22 protein-coding genes are annotated in these 16,576 nt (G+C 50.1%); 13 read left to right on the plus strand and 9 right to left on the minus strand.

All coding sequences use genetic code 11. From position 1 onward, the window contains the following. Positions 1 to 31: 31 nt before the first annotated feature. Together AAH450_RS03360 and AAH450_RS03365 are read left to right on the plus strand one after the other, a co-directional pair. Positions 32 to 748, plus strand: a complete 717-nt coding sequence (locus AAH450_RS03360; protein WP_342908904.1) for a YoaK family protein — start codon at positions 32 to 34, stop codon at positions 746 to 748. A 792-nt stretch (positions 749 to 1,540) separates the two neighbouring features. Then, on the plus strand, positions 1,541 to 1,687 hold the full coding sequence (locus tag AAH450_RS03365; protein ID WP_342908905.1) for a hypothetical protein: 147 nt from the start codon (positions 1,541 to 1,543) through the stop codon (positions 1,685 to 1,687). Between the two features lie 120 nt (positions 1,688 to 1,807). On the opposite strand, the gene AAH450_RS03370 is transcribed toward AAH450_RS03365, so the two are convergent. Next, positions 1,808 to 2,638 (minus strand): alpha/beta fold hydrolase, encoded by an 831-nt coding sequence (locus AAH450_RS03370; RefSeq protein ID WP_342908906.1) that lies wholly within the window; start codon positions 2,636 to 2,638, stop codon positions 1,808 to 1,810. Positions 2,639 to 2,953: 315 nt separating this feature from the next. Here AAH450_RS03370 and AAH450_RS03375 point away from each other — a divergent pair, with 315 nt between their 5' ends. Together AAH450_RS03375 and AAH450_RS03380 are read left to right on the plus strand one after the other, a co-directional pair. Next, positions 2,954 to 3,322 (plus strand): putative holin, encoded by a 369-nt coding sequence (locus AAH450_RS03375; RefSeq protein ID WP_342908907.1) that lies wholly within the window; start codon positions 2,954 to 2,956, stop codon positions 3,320 to 3,322. Next, complete coding sequence (locus AAH450_RS03380; protein WP_342908908.1) at positions 3,309 to 3,596, plus strand: phage holin family protein; 288 nt, start codon at positions 3,309 to 3,311, stop codon at positions 3,594 to 3,596. The genes AAH450_RS03375 and AAH450_RS03380 overlap by 14 nt, the downstream gene beginning before the upstream one ends. A gap of 9 nt (positions 3,597 to 3,605) precedes the next feature. On the opposite strand, the gene AAH450_RS03385 is transcribed toward AAH450_RS03380, so the two are convergent. Both AAH450_RS03385 and AAH450_RS03390 read right to left on the minus strand, forming a co-directional pair. After that, positions 3,606 to 3,743, minus strand: coding sequence for a hypothetical protein (locus AAH450_RS03385; protein ID WP_342908909.1), 138 nt, complete (start codon positions 3,741 to 3,743; stop codon positions 3,606 to 3,608). A 109-nt stretch (positions 3,744 to 3,852) separates the two neighbouring features. Continuing rightward, a complete protein-coding gene (locus tag AAH450_RS03390; RefSeq protein WP_342908910.1) occupies positions 3,853 to 4,542 on the minus strand; it encodes an XRE family transcriptional regulator in 690 nt (229 codons plus the stop codon). Positions 4,543 to 4,809: 267 nt separating this feature from the next. Here AAH450_RS03390 and AAH450_RS03395 point away from each other — a divergent pair, with 267 nt between their 5' ends. The 4 genes from AAH450_RS03395 to AAH450_RS03410 all read left to right on the plus strand — a co-directional run bounded on the left by AAH450_RS03395 (position 4,810) and on the right by AAH450_RS03410 (position 7,999). Next, a complete protein-coding gene (locus AAH450_RS03395) occupies positions 4,810 to 5,277 on the plus strand; it encodes a lysozyme family protein (protein ID WP_342908911.1) in 468 nt (155 codons plus the stop codon). Then, positions 5,274 to 5,624, plus strand: a complete 351-nt coding sequence (locus AAH450_RS03400) for a DUF7940 domain-containing protein (protein ID WP_342908912.1) — start codon at positions 5,274 to 5,276, stop codon at positions 5,622 to 5,624. Before AAH450_RS03395 ends, AAH450_RS03400 begins: the two co-directional genes overlap by 4 nt. Positions 5,625 to 5,750: 126 nt before the next feature. Further along, positions 5,751 to 7,502: a glycosyl hydrolase family 28-related protein gene (locus tag AAH450_RS03405; RefSeq protein ID WP_342908913.1), complete on the plus strand. Its 1,752-nt coding sequence runs from the start codon at positions 5,751 to 5,753 to the stop codon at positions 7,500 to 7,502. Between the two features lie 299 nt (positions 7,503 to 7,801). Continuing rightward, complete coding sequence (locus AAH450_RS03410; protein ID WP_342908914.1) at positions 7,802 to 7,999, plus strand: hypothetical protein; 198 nt, start codon at positions 7,802 to 7,804, stop codon at positions 7,997 to 7,999. Between the two features lie 18 nt (positions 8,000 to 8,017). Here AAH450_RS03410 and AAH450_RS03415 read toward each other — a convergent pair whose 3' ends face one another. Then, positions 8,018 to 8,257 carry a hypothetical protein gene (locus AAH450_RS03415; RefSeq protein WP_342908915.1) on the minus strand — a complete coding sequence of 80 codons (240 nt, stop codon included), beginning with the start codon at positions 8,255 to 8,257 and terminating at the stop codon, positions 8,018 to 8,020. 307 nt (positions 8,258 to 8,564) lie between these two features. Next, positions 8,565 to 8,810 (minus strand): DinI-like family protein, encoded by a 246-nt coding sequence (locus tag AAH450_RS03420; protein WP_306212272.1) that lies wholly within the window; start codon positions 8,808 to 8,810, stop codon positions 8,565 to 8,567. Positions 8,811 to 9,013: 203 nt separating this feature from the next. On the opposite strand from AAH450_RS03420, the gene AAH450_RS03425 reads away from it, so the two are divergent. The 3 genes from AAH450_RS03425 (at position 9,014) to AAH450_RS03435 (ending at position 10,201) form a co-directional block, all read left to right on the plus strand. Further along, the gene (locus tag AAH450_RS03425) at positions 9,014 to 9,238 is read left to right on the plus strand and encodes a YgdI/YgdR family lipoprotein (protein ID WP_342908916.1); all 225 of its coding nucleotides are present in this window, start codon (positions 9,014 to 9,016) and stop codon (positions 9,236 to 9,238) included. 111 nt (positions 9,239 to 9,349) lie between these two features. Beyond that, complete coding sequence (locus AAH450_RS03430) at positions 9,350 to 9,754, plus strand: hypothetical protein (protein WP_342908917.1); 405 nt, start codon at positions 9,350 to 9,352, stop codon at positions 9,752 to 9,754. A gap of 33 nt (positions 9,755 to 9,787) precedes the next feature. Then, positions 9,788 to 10,201 carry a GNAT family N-acetyltransferase gene (locus AAH450_RS03435; RefSeq protein ID WP_342908918.1) on the plus strand — a complete coding sequence of 138 codons (414 nt, stop codon included), beginning with the start codon at positions 9,788 to 9,790 and terminating at the stop codon, positions 10,199 to 10,201. Between the two features lie 3 nt (positions 10,202 to 10,204). Here AAH450_RS03435 and AAH450_RS03440 read toward each other — a convergent pair whose 3' ends face one another. After that, positions 10,205 to 10,867 carry an MBL fold metallo-hydrolase gene (locus tag AAH450_RS03440; protein ID WP_342908919.1) on the minus strand — a complete coding sequence of 221 codons (663 nt, stop codon included), beginning with the start codon at positions 10,865 to 10,867 and terminating at the stop codon, positions 10,205 to 10,207. Between the two features lie 14 nt (positions 10,868 to 10,881). After that, complete coding sequence (ldcA, locus tag AAH450_RS03445; RefSeq protein WP_342909562.1) at positions 10,882 to 11,802, minus strand: muramoyltetrapeptide carboxypeptidase; 921 nt, start codon at positions 11,800 to 11,802, stop codon at positions 10,882 to 10,884. 292 nt (positions 11,803 to 12,094) lie between these two features. Between ldcA and emtA the strand changes: the two genes are divergently transcribed. Then, positions 12,095 to 12,718, plus strand: coding sequence for a membrane-bound lytic murein transglycosylase EmtA (gene emtA, locus AAH450_RS03450; protein ID WP_463322707.1), 624 nt, complete (start codon positions 12,095 to 12,097; stop codon positions 12,716 to 12,718). A gap of 221 nt (positions 12,719 to 12,939) precedes the next feature. Here emtA and AAH450_RS03455 read toward each other — a convergent pair whose 3' ends face one another. Continuing rightward, positions 12,940 to 13,680 carry a flagellar brake protein gene (locus AAH450_RS03455; protein WP_342908921.1) on the minus strand — a complete coding sequence of 247 codons (741 nt, stop codon included), beginning with the start codon at positions 13,678 to 13,680 and terminating at the stop codon, positions 12,940 to 12,942. Between the two features lie 185 nt (positions 13,681 to 13,865). Here AAH450_RS03455 and AAH450_RS03460 point away from each other — a divergent pair, with 185 nt between their 5' ends. Further along, the gene (locus AAH450_RS03460) at positions 13,866 to 14,114 is read left to right on the plus strand and encodes a GlsB/YeaQ/YmgE family stress response membrane protein (RefSeq protein ID WP_318791423.1); all 249 of its coding nucleotides are present in this window, start codon (positions 13,866 to 13,868) and stop codon (positions 14,112 to 14,114) included. Between the two features lie 122 nt (positions 14,115 to 14,236). Here AAH450_RS03460 and AAH450_RS03465 read toward each other — a convergent pair whose 3' ends face one another. Next, positions 14,237 to 16,354: a TonB-dependent siderophore receptor gene (locus tag AAH450_RS03465; protein ID WP_342908922.1), complete on the minus strand. Its 2,118-nt coding sequence runs from the start codon at positions 16,352 to 16,354 to the stop codon at positions 14,237 to 14,239. Positions 16,355 to 16,576: the final 222 nt, after the last annotated feature.

The following is a 16,576-nucleotide window of genomic DNA, read 5'->3' on the forward strand; positions in this document are numbered from 1 at the left end:
AGGCTTACCCCAGTTGAACACAGCAAATTCCATGTTAATCAGCACTGAGAATTCACGTAGTAACATTGCAGACACGCGGCTCGCTTGCACTCTTGCTGCCGTTGCGGGAGCCTTAAACACAGCAGCCTTTGAAGCTGTAGGTTTTTTCTCTGCCAATATGACGGGTAACGTCTCTTCACTGTCCGATCATCTTGCCAAGGCTAACCTTGCACCAGCCCTTTTTTTTCTGTCGATTGTGAGCCTTTTTATTGCCGGTTCCGCATTCTCGACAATGATTATCAATTCAGGTCGCAGGAGAAATATGCGTACGGTATACGCCATCAATATTATTATTGAGGGGATGGGGCTTGTGGTGCTGGGTATTGTTGAGAGTTGGCTGAAGCCACTTTCGCCAGGCGTATTGCTTATCCTGTGCCTGAGCTTTTTAATGGGTTTACAGAATGCAGTAGTGACCCGCATCTCTAACGCGCGTGTAAGAACAACCCATGTCTCTGGAACATCTACGGATATCGGTATAGAGCTGGCCATGCTCTTCGATGTGTTAAGACGTAAGGAATCTCCAAAGGATGCTCCGCTTTACCTGGAGAGACTCAGGCTACACTCTTTTACCTTACTCTCTTTTCTGGCTGGTGGGATGGCCGGGATATGGCTGTTTCATTTACTTGGATATGTATTCCTGATTTTTATAGGTGTCGGCGTGATTTTGCTGGCACTGCATAACATGCTAAAAAAACAACAAAGTCAGTAATTATTATCACCGCCTGCGGGCGGTCTTTTGTCGTGAATATAATGATGAGTAAACCTGTTAATTTAATAATATCAACCCAACTTATATTTTATCTTTAATTCCTGCGTTTGCTTTTAAAGTTAAATCACTCCGCTAACTTTCAATGCGCGTTCAGGATGGCGATTGTGTGGTTGATCTTATAATATGTTGCTGATAATTTTTTTAAAATCTCAGGGAAAATGCCTTATCAGGCGAAAATGAAAATTCAAATTTTTCTCAGGAAGAAGTAGAGGAAACAATAGAGCGGGCAAAGCTACTTTATGATTACTCTAAAGAGCAGTATGAGCAATATCTGGAGAGGCTAAGGCTGTCAGAAGAAAAAGGGTTTAAAGTCTTCGGTTCCATCAGTGTTATCGTCACTGCGTTAATTCTTATCGCCCGCTTTGGCGCTGACTTAATCTTAAGCGCTATAAAAAATCATCCTTATCCTGGCGTGGCAGCGCTGGTTTGCGGTGCTGTGACATTTATCGGGTTATGCTCAAGCTGGTCATTTGTCTTCAGGGCGGTGGTCCTGATCAACAAGCCCACCTTGCCCGTTGAAGGAATTGACCGGGTATTTTTTCTGAATACACGGGATGATTCGTTATATAGCATGGCTCAACTCTACAGTGATGCATAAAAGAAAACAGAAAAAATACATGATGAAAAGGCGTTTCTCATCGGAAAGTCTTTTGAGGATATGGAATTTCCTGATTGGTGCTTCGTGGTTTTTTTTAATTATTACTTACATCAGGATGGCCCAGGAGAGAAAAAATGGTTCAGAAAAGTAACCAGGGTTCTACCCCGACATCTCAGAATTTCTCTGCGGGTATACGTAAGCCCGTGAATGCTCAGGCATTGGTGGGGATGCCTGAATTAGTGCAAACGCCTTCGCTGGGTGTCTCACTGGAAAGCCTTTAATCACTGATTGAAAAGCGCAGAATGGCGCAAAATCAGTAACGTCGTTATCACTGAATAAGAGAAAAGGGAGCGGAAGGCTCCTTTTTCTCAACTCAACTCAGCTCTATTCAGTTTACTCAATTAACCCTGAAGAAAACTGAGTAAATCCTGATTGATGCGATCTTTATGGGTACTGCATAGCCCGTGCGAAGCCCCGTGATAAACTTTCACGGTTGGGTTGGCCAGCAGTTTAATTGCCGCCTCACTTGAGGAAGCCGGTGGCACGATCTGATCGTCATCACCATAAATAACCAGCGTGGGAATGGTCATCTTTTTCAGGTCTTCTCGCTGATCCGTTTCAGAGAAGGTTTTCACGCAGTCATACAGCGCTTTGATTGATCCCTGCATCCCCTGAAGCCAGAAGCTATCCTTTAATCCTTGTGAAGCCTGAGCGCCATCCCGGTTAAAACCATAAAACGCCGTAGGCAGGTCTTTAAAGAATGAGGAACGATCTTTCAGCACGCTTTCACGAATACCATCAAACACCGTTTTAGGCAGTCCATCCGGGTTGAAATCCGTTTTAATCATTATTGGGGGTACAGCGCCAATCAGGGCGGCTTTGGCTACCCGATCAGTACCATGGCGAGCGATATATCGTGCGACTTCACCGCCACCTGTAGAGTGGCCAACGTGAAAGGCATCCTGCAAATCCAGCGCAGCGGTAAGCTCCGCCAAATCGTCAGCATACTGATCCATATTATGCCCGTCCCAGGGCTGGGAAGAGCGGCCATGCCCACGACGGTCATGAGCAATCACTCTGTATCCGTGAGAAGCCAGAAAAAACATTTGATCTTCAAAAGCATCGCCAGACAAAGGCCAGCCGTGGCTGAATACCACCGGCTGGCCCGCACCCCAGTCTTTATAATAAAGAGTTGTCCCATCTTTGAGTTGCAGATAGCTACCTGATGACATTATTCGGTTCCTCATACAATTAACTGATTGATTGGGAATGACATTAGATGTGGCTTAACGGGCAGTTAAAGGCTAGTTCATTGCCGGAAGGTTGTCGTCCGGCACAGTCTCATTAAAATTTCCCGCAGGCAGAAAGGTCTACCATACAGCACCAAAAATAGATCATTAAAACACTCACGCGTACGCATTAAACGATCTAAGGTAATAACATCATTAGCAGCAACGACTACAGATAAATATGCAGAACCCTGGCTTCGGCCGGGGTTTTTTATTGTTCAAATTTCTTGAGAAGAAGCTGTAGCAAAAGGGGGCATTATGTTTGAGCATTTACTCGCCGTAAGCGCAGGCGCGGCATCTTCAGCAGAGACATTGATGGCTGGCATCAATTACAGCGTGCTGTTCGGCGCCTTTGCCGGTGCTGTGTACTATGTCACCAGCGCCGCAGATTTAAGGATCATAGTGCGGGCCGCCTATTTTATGGTTTCGTGGATAGTGGGCGTATTTGGTTCAGGTTTAGCTGGTGCGAAACTCGAACAGTTATCAGGTTACACGGACAGACCACTCGATGGGCTGGGAGCCGTCCTGCTTTCAGCGCTGGCAATCAAAACCTTAACATTTTTCACCGAGCAGGATCCGGTCACCTGGCTTGCTCGCCTGAAAGGAGGCTTCCATGGTCACAAATGATCCTATGGTGATCGCGAACGTTATCATCTGTACTGCCATTGCACTTCGGCTGATGTTTTTTCGTAAAGCGGGTGCACATCATGAGGGCTGGGCCTCGTGGCTGGCATACCTGTTTGTGCTGGCTTATGGCTCCATTCCCTTTCGCTATTTTTTCGACCACTACGACCACACCTCCTGGTCGGCCCTGCTGGTAAACATGATTTTTTGCGCAGCAATTTACCGGGCTAAAGGAAATGTGGCCGAGGTACTGGCTGTTCTGCGACCACAAAAGTAGAGGGAAACCTTATTCTTTTACAGGCGATGGCATCACCAGCGCTTTATTTACCCTGCGATTGCTGCCGGTCAGGGCCTGGGTGAGTTGCCGATCGAATTTTTTACAGGTTTCCCGATAGCGTAAAGCTCTGCGTTGACGTGAGTTCATAGACGGCATCCTCTGACGTTTGATATGCCTAAACGTTAGATAAATTTTTAATATGCGTCAAACGCAAAATTTACTGACACAATCAACCCGCACAAAGCGGGTTGATCTTTCAACCGTGACGCCTGAACTGCTGCGACTGACTTAACATCACGCGTCCTGCCACGTGCAGCATTGGCATTTCATCAGCTGAAATGGTCCACTCTTTGTAGCGCGGGTTATCAGAGATAACATACAGCTCTGTTTTCACTTTTTGCAGTCGTTTTACAAACGTATCTCCATTGAAGTCAAAAACATAAATGCCATCTCCGTCGAAGTAGGGCACGCTGACATCAACAAATATCAGGTCGCCTGGCTCAATGGTGCCTTCCATGCTGTCCCCACGCACGTTTATCAACTTAACAATGGCCTCAGGTTTATTGCCAAAGATAACGCCCGCCTCCTTACGGACATATTCAATCGATCGGATAACCTGAACCACTTCTTTTGCCGGTGACCCTTCGCCAGCGCTGGCAGATACGTCAAGGACATCAACACGATACACATCATCTCTCCCCATTTCAGTTAACGACTGAACACTGTATGTATCTCCAGTGTTCGTAAGCTCCCCTGATGAGAATAGCGCAGAAATGGGCACCTTGAGTGCATCCGCTATTTTTTGGAGTAATGTGTCGCTATACCCCTGTCTTCCCCGCTCAAGCCGGGACAAGTTCCCCACGTCACTCTCTACCTGAACAGCAAGCTCGTTCAGGGTCATCTTTTTTGCTTTACGAAGCTGTCGAATTTTCTCGCCGGGTTTCATCGGACTCACACCTTTTTTCTGCGTTATACACAAATTACCTTGCGCATATTCAGAGCTGCGCTAATATGCGTAATACGCATTAAATAATGCCACTGAGCAACAACGGGTGTTATTTCGCTCTTTTTAAAATCTGGCTGCACCGATACAGGTGCCTGTAAATCTTCACTTTTACAGCATTCTCTTGCGCTTTCCAAACCCCGGAACCGCGGCGTTTCAGCGCCTTGCGGCTGACTGATTACCTTTTGCGTAGAAAGAGGAGGAGTCATTATGAGCCAGATAGTTTCAATCCTGAAGTATGAAGAAGGTTATCGCGATGTGCCCTTTATTGACACCCTGGGTTATCCCACCCTGGCAGGCGGGATAAAGATTGGGCCTGAAGGGGCCTCACTTGCCAGTTATATCTTTAAAGATCCTCAACAGGTGGGGGATCTCTGGATGCAAACGCTGATTGAAGGAAAAATTTTCGACCTGAAAAAGCGGGTGCCTGTAGCCGCTGCGCTCTGTCAGTGCAATGCCCCGCGCGCAGATATGCTTTACAGCATGGCATATCAACCGGGTGTGAAGGGGCTGGCTGGTTTTAAAGAGACGCTGAACTCAATTGCAAAAGGCGATTTTTCCTCTGCGGCCGACAGTATGCTGAACAGCTTGTGGGCCAGACAAACGCCCGCCAGAGCCAGACGGCAAGCCGCAGTGATGCGCAGCGGGGCCTGTGAGAGCTACCGGGGGCTGATATGAAATTTACCTTCTATCTTTCTCTGGTCCTTGTTGCCCTGCTGTTGTTATTACTGATCAGGCGCTACAGCTCGGTTGAATTTGTTCATCACGCAAGATTACTGTTTAAAACCTGGTCGGTGTGGCTGGCTTCAGTGGGGTCGGTAACGGGCGCCTGGGTACACTCCTTTCCTGATTCCGCAATGCGCGCGTGGCAAGTGCTGCCGCCAGACCTAAAAAGCGTTATTCCGCCTGACTACCTCGGCATTATCAGTGCATTTCTGGTCGCTATGGCGGTAATGGCTCAGTTTGTGCGCCAGCGTCCCCTGGTCAATGAAAGAGATAAGCTCGACAGCGCAGGAAGCCAGTAAGCCGCCTCCGTTGTCAGTAGTCCACCGTCACACCTTCTGTTGTTTCAGCTTCTGTTCTGCAACTCCCTTCCGTTCATCCCGCCCGTAACGGGCATTTAGTCACATCACTCTCCCCCGGAGGTCTTTATGATCGAAGTAAACTGCTTTGCTGATTTAAGAACCACTGCGCCAGTAAAAGCTGGTGATATCGCGGCTCTGAAACGCTATTACGATAAAGATTCGAGTTTTCATGGTGGCGGCGATTTTGTCGGTTTCCTGGGCACTACCTCACTCAGTGATGATGGTGGCTCTTTAGCAAAAGGGAACGGCTTCTACTGGAAGCGCATCATTAATGATACTGAACAGGTGAACCTCTACCATTTTGGCGCTAAAGGGGATGGCATCACTGATGATACGGATGCGTTTAAAAGGATGTTCAGCTGGTCGCAATCTTATGACGTGAATGCGAAAGATATTGGTGTTCGCTTTCCGGCCGGGAAATTTTTCATCTCGCCGGTGGATCTGTCGATCAGCGAAATTCCCTGCTTCGCACTTTATGGGGACGACGCACCCTATGGTGTGACGCCGCGCACGGTGATCGTCTCCGATAAATCCTTTAACACAGTATTTAAAGTCAATGCCCGCCGTACCATTATTCGCGGTATCAGCTGGAACGGGCAGGCCAATGCGGATACCGTTGCCAATACTGGCGCTATCACTCAGGCTATGCTCTCAAACGTGCAGCCCTTTTTTGAAAACACCACGATAGAAGGGCAGTTCGTTAACATCCGCTGCTTCCGCGCGCAGAACAACGGCGGTACGGTGATCAAACTTCTGGATACGCTGGATACCCGCTTTGATCAAATCTACACCCAAAATACCTACGCCCGCGTATTTGATATCGGCTGGTCTAACTCACCCAATGGTGTCTGGGACCACTCAACCGCCGTTGAGCTTTCCAACGCCAATTTCCAGTATGGCTATGGTGATGCCACGCTGGTGATGCCGCGAATGACCCAGGGTATGATCCGCAACGTCTGGATTGAACATACCCGCTTTCCGGGGGATCTGAGTAACGGGCAGTGGATTATCGATGCGCTGAGCGTGGAGGATTGCGATAACCCGCTGTTGCTGAATAACAGCCGCGTACAGATGCGCCAGCTCAACCTTCAGGCTGGCTCAAAGGTCAATCTTGATAACACTTCTGAACGCTGGTTATCAGGTTATGAGAGTGGCTGGCGTCGGGATGAGAATTTCGGCACCACCATGACCGGTTCAATGAAAGCGGGGTGGTACACCGGCTATAAACTGACGAATATCTCAGATAAGGACAACTGGTACCGTATTGGCAAATTTGTCTTTCCAAAGATTAACCAGCAATGGACGCTGGAGTTTATCAGCAAACTTTCAACGGCCAATCCCTCCGGTATAGCGACTAATCCCTTACAGACTGTCTCATCCGGCGTGACCTGGCTCAATTTGCAGCGCTGCGTCAGCTCAGTGTGGGCAGATATGTTTCATCGGGGGCTGACCGCAGTGCTGGACGTTAAGTATCAGCGAAGTTACCAGAACATCGTTGAGGTGTGGGTAAAACTAAAAGCGGGCAGCGGTGACACGATGTTTAATCTCCGTTCAACTGGGCCAACGCGATTCGAATCGGGGGAGTGTTCCTTGTTTACGCCGGATCTGAGTGAGGTCATGGATTTGACAACGCTGGGAACGGCTACGCCAAGCGCACGCCTCAGTATTCACAACGGGCTGGCAGGGATAGGAGCAAATGAAAATGGCGTGGTCACCATAGCAACAGCCGAGGCGACAACGCCCGCTACCAGTGCGCCGGTAGGGTATATCACCCTTAACGTTAACGGTGTGGATCGCAAAATTCCTTACTATGGCTGAAAAATCGCAGATAACCTAAAACCGCCTCCCCAGGGCGGTTTTTTTTTAAGTGTAAATTTATTTACTTTTTAAGGGGAGAAAGGGCTGGTAGTGGGCCTGAAACGATGAAATAGTGAAGCTGTATCTCCAGGACTAATCTGTTTTTTTCAGCGGATTTTCCCGATGTGGTCAGATAAAAGGCCTTTTTGGGCAAAAAAGCAGAAAAACAGGCCAAAAAGCGATCCTGCCAAAAATCAAGACTTGAGATGGCGGAGCGTTGGTCCGTAAAATAGGGCCAAAACACAAATCAGGAGAATTCTGTGTCAGAAGCTGCCACTTTAGAAGACGATCTTAACCGGCTTGAAGAAGCAAAGAATATCGCGCTCGGCTGGCGTATCGTGGGCCAGATGGAGCCACATACTCTGGAGGATGCCATCCAGATGCTGCGTGACAGCTCTGCCCATGCGGCGAAGGTGTACGAGCTGCTCTATGCAGAAATTGCACACCGCTCTAAATAGTCCGCCTGTTTTCGCCTGTCAGGCCAGCCGCGTATTACCGGCTAAGCGATGATCTCTCCAGGCTTCCCAACATTTTGTGGGGTCGATATCCTGGTAGCCACGCAGTGGGTCCATGGTGCGTAAAAGTTCGTCCGGCACTGAAATGCAGGTGGCGCCATCACGAAGGGTTTCAACTTCATGCTGCGTTAACGGGTAGCCTTTTTGCGCTTCTGCCTTTTCCAGCAAGGCAGCCAGGGAAGGGATAAACAGTATTGCCATGCCTGACGTTCTCATGAGATTTATGCTGTACAGATTTTCGGCATTGAGCGGCGAAACTTTAGCAATTCCCAGATAATAAGGCAGGAAAGCGAGGCAGGAAAAACTGGGGATCAGAAGCTGAAGCGGTGGTAAATCATCAGCACAGTTAAGATATAACGAAAAAAATGCCCGCAGAGCGAATCATAACGGGCCAACACCAGGGAAACTTAATACGTTAAGCCTGGCATGTTGTGACGGGAATGCAACGCGAAAATCGGTCCGGGTGCGCATAACATTAAAATATTTCAACGAATAGTCCTGTTGTGGTTCAAAATTCTTCAGAGATCAGCCACTGGTCCGCTTCATCGAACATTTCTTCAATAATTCTCAACATTACCGACTTATCACTTTTACTGGCATCGGTCTTTACGCCATTGGCCTGCATGGGTTTAACCTTCACTTCTGCTTCAGGAAAAACGCGCTGAATACGTTTGGTCAGCTCGGTCAAAATCAGCTCCTGAGCATTGGGCAGTCCGGCGACGTTGCGCTTATCGTAAATCAGTTCAACAAACATGGCTTCTTCCTGGTTATAAATGCTGTATAAAAATACAGTTATTGTCCGCAATCTTCAATGAAAATTTCGCAGATAGTGGTCATTTAAAAGCCACGCAGCCCGCTAAATGGGTGAAATGAAGTCACTTCTCCGCAACTATCATCAAATTCCAAAAATCGCCTGGGTTACACTGCTTCTTCCCGAACAAAAAAGTGGAGCAAATCATGAAAAAATTATCTTATATCGCAGGGATTCTGGCTGGAGGTTTGTTGCTTGCGGGTTGCAGCAGCGACCACATATTGCACATGAAAGATGGCTCTACCGTGGTGGTTCAGGGCAAACCCAAAGTAGACAGCGCCACCGGCATGGTGGTTTATACCGATGAGCAGGGGCAGCAGCAGGCTGTGAACCAGGATCAAATTAAAGAGATGAGTTCGCTGAATAAGTAGATCCCGGCAGGCAATTCTTCACACTTAAGTCAAACATGGGCAGCTTCCTGTGATACGCTTTCTGCTAATTACTGAATTAAATCAGAGAGTACTGTCCGGAGAACCCTGCCCATGTTCCGCACTATCGCCGCTGGATGTCTTATTGCCTGTGCCTCCTTTACCGTTGGGGCAACCAGTGATTCGCCCAGGCTCAATACTAAATTTCAAATCAGCTGTCCCGGTCGTCCGACCATGACCGTCACCAAAGCGCAATATGGTTTGACCACGCTGATGTGGCCTGGCGATCATTTCCAGATTGCGGCCGGCAAGCAGCGCTCTGAAACCGAAAATGGCGATAAGGTGTCGATTGTGCTGTTCCGTAATGGCGATCAGATGGTGGTAAACCAGTCTGATGAGAATATTTTCTTCTCCTACGATGGCGCAAACAAGCTGGTTTCCTGTACGCGCAGCAGCGAAAGGGATAACAATGCTGTGGAACTGCAACGTACCGACGCTTCTGGTCATCTGGCGTCCTGATCTCGTCTCACTCATATACTTAAGGAAAAGAGCATGGAACTAACCGTTACGCCTCGCCCTACGCCGGAAGATTTAGCCGAGATCCGTGCAGCGATGATCGCCTTTAATGCCGGTCATATTAATATTGATGAGATGAAAGATATCGGGGTATTTATCACTGGCCCCGACGGAAAAAAACTGGGCGGGCTGACGGGCTCAACCATTGGAAACTGGCTGCGGATTGATATGCTGTGGGTCAGTGAAGCCCTGCGCGGGCAGGGGGCAGGCACCAGGTTAATTCGGGCAGCAGAGGAAGAGGCCCGCCAGCGTGGGTGTCTCTACGCACAGGTAGACACAGCAAGTTTTCAGGCCAGACCCTTTTACGAAAAGATGGGTTTCACCGTTCAGCTTATGCTTGATAACTACCCGCGCGTGCATCAAAGAATTTACCTGACCAAAACGTTGTAGGCGTTACTCGCTCAGCCGCTGGCGCAGATCCAGCGGCGAATTTTCTGCCTCATCCAGCAGCGCCAGCCACTGGCGCATATCCACTTCCTGCCAGGCAAGATGACCTGCGGTAGTGCCCATCAGCACCACATCCGGTCTTAGCGCCCGGTAAAACTCTATCGACTTCTTTAAATCGGCCTCGTTGCTTTCAGGAACCAATACCGTTATCCAGCGATCCTGAGAGAGGGTGATGGTATCACCTACAAAGAGATAGGTTTTGCCATACGGGGAGGCGTAAAGGTAGCTGGTGCTGCCAGGGGTGTGTCCGGGCGTGGGAACAACATGAAAGCTGCCGCAGTGTAGCTCAGCCTGATTAAAGGTGTCGTCAGGCTCTGCAAAAGGACTCACCGGCCCCAGCGCGCGGGTATGGCAGTAGAGCGCTGAGTTAAAACGTGACTGCAAAATGCGCGCGCCCGGTCCTGCCTCATGCCAGTGGGTAAGATAATGGCGGATCATGCCGCCTAAATCCTCAATTGCCTGATGGTCGCTCAGATTTTCCACGCGGGAAATCAGTAAATTGCCACGCATATGTTGCAGCAAAAAACCGTGCATCATCAGTTCCGGTTCATTTTTACTCGCCGAAAACTCCGGTGTGGAAACCCAGAGATCCTCATACAGCTGCTTCATAGGCGCTCCAGGAGTTAGCGAAGCGTCGGATGCCCTGATATCGTCAGCGTACTGTCTCTACCTTTGACCTGCAAATGACCCTGCGCACCTAAAGGTAGCGTTACGGTATTCCAGTGATGGCCAAATTCAAGACCGGTGACCAGCGGTATGCCTGTCACCTGACGAATCAGCGTCCAGACGCTGTCGAAGTCATAGCCATTGTCATAATCTGTCAGGGTTGCCCCGGTAAAACTCCCCAGCACTATCGCTTTCTGACGTGCCAGAATGCCACTTTGTGCCAGCTGCAACAGCATTCTCTCCACGCGGAAAGGGTGCTCGTTAACATCTTCAATCACCAGGATGCCCTCTTCGATCTCAGGCAGCCAGGGCGTTCCGGCCAGGGAGGCGATCATCGCCAGATTGCCGCCCCAGATTTTTCCGGTGACGTTGACCTCTTGCGGCTCTGTTTGCCAGCTAAGAATTAATTCAGGCGAAGTCAGAGCGCGCCAGAAGTGCTCCACCGTGAATTCAGATAAAACCTTAGCGCCAAAGTTACCCGTCAGCATCGGTCCGCTGAAAGAGACAGCGCCATGGTCAAGCAGCGCAAGCTGGATAACCGTGAAGTCACTGTGACCACAAAGCGCTACCGGATTATCCCGCAGCCAGCCAGCCAGGGAGGCGCGCGCCAACTGAGGAAGCAGCCTGGTGGCGCCATAACCACCCCGCACGGCCAGTACGATATCCGGGCATGTTTTCAGCGCAGGCAGGCCGTTGAGATCCTGTAAGCGATCTGTCTCATTTCCGGCAAAACGCTGGTCACGACGGGCAATCACCTCACTGTTTAAAACCTGATGACCCTGCGCACGCAGTCGTTCAACAGCCAGCTGCGCAGCCTGCTGATTATGACAATAGCCAGAAGGAGCGATCAGATGAAAAGTGCGGGGAGTAATGGACATAATATTCACTTTTATCCTTAATGCGGTTAAAGAGTTATCGCAAATCAACGGCATTACGTTTACTGGCGTACGGCAATGTCGCTTTTAAAGGCTAAGTGGGCAATTTTTATGCAGTGAAAAAGGGATTTTTTACGCCACTTAGGGTCCAATACCTTTGATGATGACGAAAAGCGTGAATGAAGTCACTCGCAAGCGTAGAAATTTCAGAGTTTCGGCAATTTTATCCTGTCTGGCGCAAGCTATTATAAAAGCGCGAGGCTAAGGCTCAGAGGATGAATATAGCGTGAGAAAGATAAAAACGGTGGCGATAGTGAGCGTGTTATTGCTGGCAGGCTGTGCCAGCGAACCGCATAAAAGAACCATAACGCAGCAGCAAACGCCGTTAACACAGGCACCGCCTGTAAAAGTCGCTCAGGCCTGGTCGATGTTCACGGAGAGTGCGGCTAATAACTACGGCGTTGACCAGAAGCTGGTTGAGGCGATCATTTCAGTCGAGTCGGGCGGCAATCCAACGGTAGTCAGCAAGTCGAATGCCATTGGATTGATGCAGATTAAAGCCTCCACCGCAGGACGCGAGGTTTATCGGGTTCAGGGGCGCCGCGGGCAGCCAAGCAGTAAAGAGCTGCGGGATCCGGTAAGAAACATCGATATCGGCACGGCTTATCTGAAGATTTTGCAGGATCAGTCGCTGGCAGGGATCCGCGACCCCAAAACGCTGCGCTATGCCACTATTGTTTCCTATGCCAACGGCGCAGGGGCGTTGCTGAGAACCTTCTCGCGCGATCGCGATCGTGCTATAGCGATGATCAATGCCATGTCGCCGGAAGAATTTTACCAGCATGTGCAGAATAAACACCCTGCGGCACAGGCTCCCCGCTATCTCTGGAAAGTCACTACCGCTTACCGCACCATCTGATGCTAACCGGTGTGCTCTTCTCTGGCACACCGGGGGCTTTTATGCGGTTGAGCAGGGGATCTTCTTCGAAGAGGGAGAGAGCGTCTTGCCCACCCTGGCTGTGCTTTTTGGCATAAAAGGTAGAGCTGTTAACCCTGATTATGCAGAAAAGTGCGTGTCAGCCCAGGGGCTGATACCTGACCTGCCTTTCTCTTTATCACTCTTCTGCCAGGCTGGCGTCATTACTGAAAACGTTTCGCTTTATCGCGGGCAAGCCGCTCCAGAGAGAAGATAATCTGTTGTAGTGAGCGCTCCTCACCTGCATTCAGTGAACTGAAGCGAAAGCTGAGTCGAGGCGTTACCACAGTTTCATTTTTATTGCCGACCACGCTGCGTTTACCGATGTGAATCAGACAGGCGTCTACTTCAAAGCGGCCATAGTCACCAAGCTCAACGCGAAGTTTTTTGAACGTCTCTCCGCCATGCAAAGAGTCAGGGATCGGCGAGTCACCAAGCACGGCAACGCCGCCCAGTGAGAGATCCTGGAGGCGCATCCGGCCTTCACCGCTGCCGTCCGGCCACTGCGCATAGCAATAAAAAATGGGGTCAAGCGGCGCAGAAACGCGGAAAAACTCGCGGCGCTGGATCATCCACAACAGGTCGGGCAGGGCAGCGCTAAAAGCAGGCAGCCCTTCAAACTTATCTTCCTGTAGGACACCAAGCGCAAATTCCACTTTTGCGCCATGCGTTTCAGCCGTGAAATGCAGCTCTTCTGCTGCAACAGCCATCTGGTTTTCATAATCATTACTGCCAAGGTCGAGGATCAGGCGATCCTGATCGGCATCCAGCAAGCGGGTAATAAACTGGCCGCGACTGTGCGATACCAGGATAGGCGTCTGATTTTTCAACAGATTCTTAAGTACGCCAAGCACAGCCAGCGGGCCGCGCTTCAGGTACTGTTCTTTATTTTCTTCTTCTTTCACATCCCACTCCAGTTGAATGTAAGAACACGCGCTTTCAGCGGTATACGTCGAATTATCGGCAATAAAAGAGGGGGCTTTAGCCCGCCAGGAAAAAAAATTTCTGAAAAAGTTTAGATTTAAATCACAGAGTTAGAATCCTGACCTATACTTACCCCGTCTAATCAGCAAGCCACAAGGAGCAGTAAATGGGTATTTTGTCATGGATCATTTTTGGATTGATCGCAGGGATTATCGCCAAATGGATTATGCCGGGTAAAGATGGCGGTGGAATTATCATCACCGTGATCCTGGGCGTTATCGGTGCCGTAGTCGGGGGCTGGATCAGCACCCTGTTTGGCTTCGGCAGAGTAGATGGCTTCAACTTCGGCAGCTTTGTCGTTGCGGTTATTGGTGCGATTGTCGTGCTGTGGATTTACCGCAAAGTGAGAAGCTGACCTACTGGCTGCAAAGAAAAGGGAGACGATTATCGTCTCCCTTTTTTTATGCCCCCGAGCCGGGCGTCAGCTTACCCAATGAAAAATTCACGGGTCCCGGCTCGGAATGCACTTATATCCGGTCAGAAATCATAGCCTACAGTAGCGACCACGGTGCGCTCAGCGCCCCAGTAGCAGTAACCGGTGCCGTAACAGGCAGAAACGTAATCACGATCGGTCACGTTATTGGCGTTCACCTGCACAAATGCCCCTTTCAGGCTGCTGTTCCAGGCACCCAGATCGGCGCGTACTGAAGCGTCGAACAAGGTAGTGGAGGGCAGGCGAGTGGTGTTTTCATTGTCTGCCCACTGTTTGCCGATGTAACGCACGCCAGCGCCCACGCTGATACCCCAGTCTAACTGATATTTCGCCCAGGCCGACGCCATAGAGTTTGGCGTGACGTAAGGCGTGTGGCCGTCGTTGCCATCCACAGAATCTTTGAAGCGAACATGGCTCAGGGTGTAGTTGGCGATGGTGCTCAGACGTGGCGTGATCTGGTTATGCGCTTCCAGTTCAATGCCCTGCGAATGCACTTTTCCTGCCGGTTCATAGTAAGAACCTACCACCACCCGGTTGCCCACATCTTTCTGCGTCAGATCGTAGAGGGCAACGGAGTAGAGATCGGATGTGCCGTTTGGCTGATATTTCACCCCGGCTTCATATTGCTCTGAGGTGGTGGGCTTCAGCAGATTATCATTGGCATCAGAGAGTGACTGCGGCGTAATAGCCTGGCTGTAGCTGGCGTAAGGCGAGATGCCGTTATCAAAGGCGTAGAGCAGGGCGGCACGGCCACTGATGTGATCATCCTGTCGACGATGTTTAGTGCTGGTGGAGTAAGTTTCGTTTTCCGACACGATGCGATCGTAGCGGCCAGAGAGATCCAGATGCCATTTCTGCCAGATCATCTCATCCTGCAAATAGACGCCGGTCTGATAATAACGACGCTGCGAATGAACAAAGTCGTAGTTCTGACGGCTGCCCACAGCCTGGCCAGTCAGGGCATTAAGCTGATTTGCCGGGCCGCTGGCATCGCTTAAATCATTTTTGTACTGATGGTATTCGCCACCCAGCACCACTTTATGCTCGACTTCGCCCGTGGCGAAATCCGCCTCCAGCTGGTTATCGATAGCAAAAGCATCAAGCGATGAACGTGACCCAGAATAGTAGCGGTTTAACAGATCGGGATTGGCGCTGTCCCAGCCTATCTGATAAACCTGATCCAAATCGACATTAGAGTGGGAATAGCTGGCATTGGAACGGAACGCCCAGGTGTCATTGAAGCGATGCGAGAATTCGTAGCTGTAAATCTGTTCATTACGCTTGAACTGGTCCAGCGAGCTGTCGCCATCGTAAAAGCCATTACTGAGCTTACGACCATTGTGTTCCGTGATGCTGCCGTCGCCTGGCACGGCACTGTGATAGCCGCCTGAGGGATCTTTTTGCAGATAAGCGCGCAGCAGCAGCGAGGTATCTTCATCCGGCTGCCAGAGCAGAGAAGGAGAAATAGCATACTTCTCTTCGCGAGTGTGATCGTACTGCGTATCGCTGTTGCGGGTGATACCCGTCAGGCGATACGCCAACTGGTCATTGATCGCATTGGTGTAATCAAAGGCGGCGCTGTTAGTGGCATTAGTGCCGGTCGAGGCGCGGAAATGGCCTTCCTGAGTAAACTGCGGTCGTTTAGAGGTTTCCATGACCAGGCCACCGGGCACGGTCTGCCCATAGAGGGCGGAAGAGGGGCCTTTGATCACATCGATACGTTCCAGGAACCACGGATCTACCTGCAAAACGTTATAGCTGCCAGGGTCGCTCATCAGCCTTAACCCGTCCAGGAAGACGTTATCAACATCGCCGCCGTGGAAGCCACGCAGGGAGACGGTGTCATAGCGAGTCGCTGCACCCGCGAAATTAGTAAATGCACCAGCGGTATAGTTGAGCGCCTGGTTGACGTTCATCGCACCCTGATCTTCCATCTGCTGACGGGTCACTACGGAAACCGACTGCGCCGTGGTGATCAGTGGACGATCCGTTTTTGTCGCGCCTGTAGAGGTTTTAGCCGTATAACCCTCTGTTGGCGTGGATGCCGTTTCAGCAGGCTGGGCGGTGACCACCAGCGTTTCTGCTGCAAAGGTAAAAGCTGGTGCAGCCAGCGCGATCGAGCACAGCAGAGCAGAACGCTTTAAGCTAAAAGCCATTCTCATTGTCAATTCCCTTACAAAGTGCGAAATAAGAACCGTTGGCGCAACGCAGAGAGGTCAGGCGCGCATGACGGTAATGTAAAGATGTATGATAATCTCAATGAGAATTATTATCTTTCCGTAAAAACGTTTCAAGCATTGATTTTGCTTATATTTTCCCATGCTAAAATCAGGGGAATAGACTTTATACACGGAGTGGGCCTGCCAGAGGCAGAGCATTCACCG

The sequence above is a fragment of the Erwinia magellanica genome, from assembly GCF_039023495.1.
Lineage (GTDB): Bacteria > Pseudomonadota > Gammaproteobacteria > Enterobacterales > Enterobacteriaceae > Erwinia.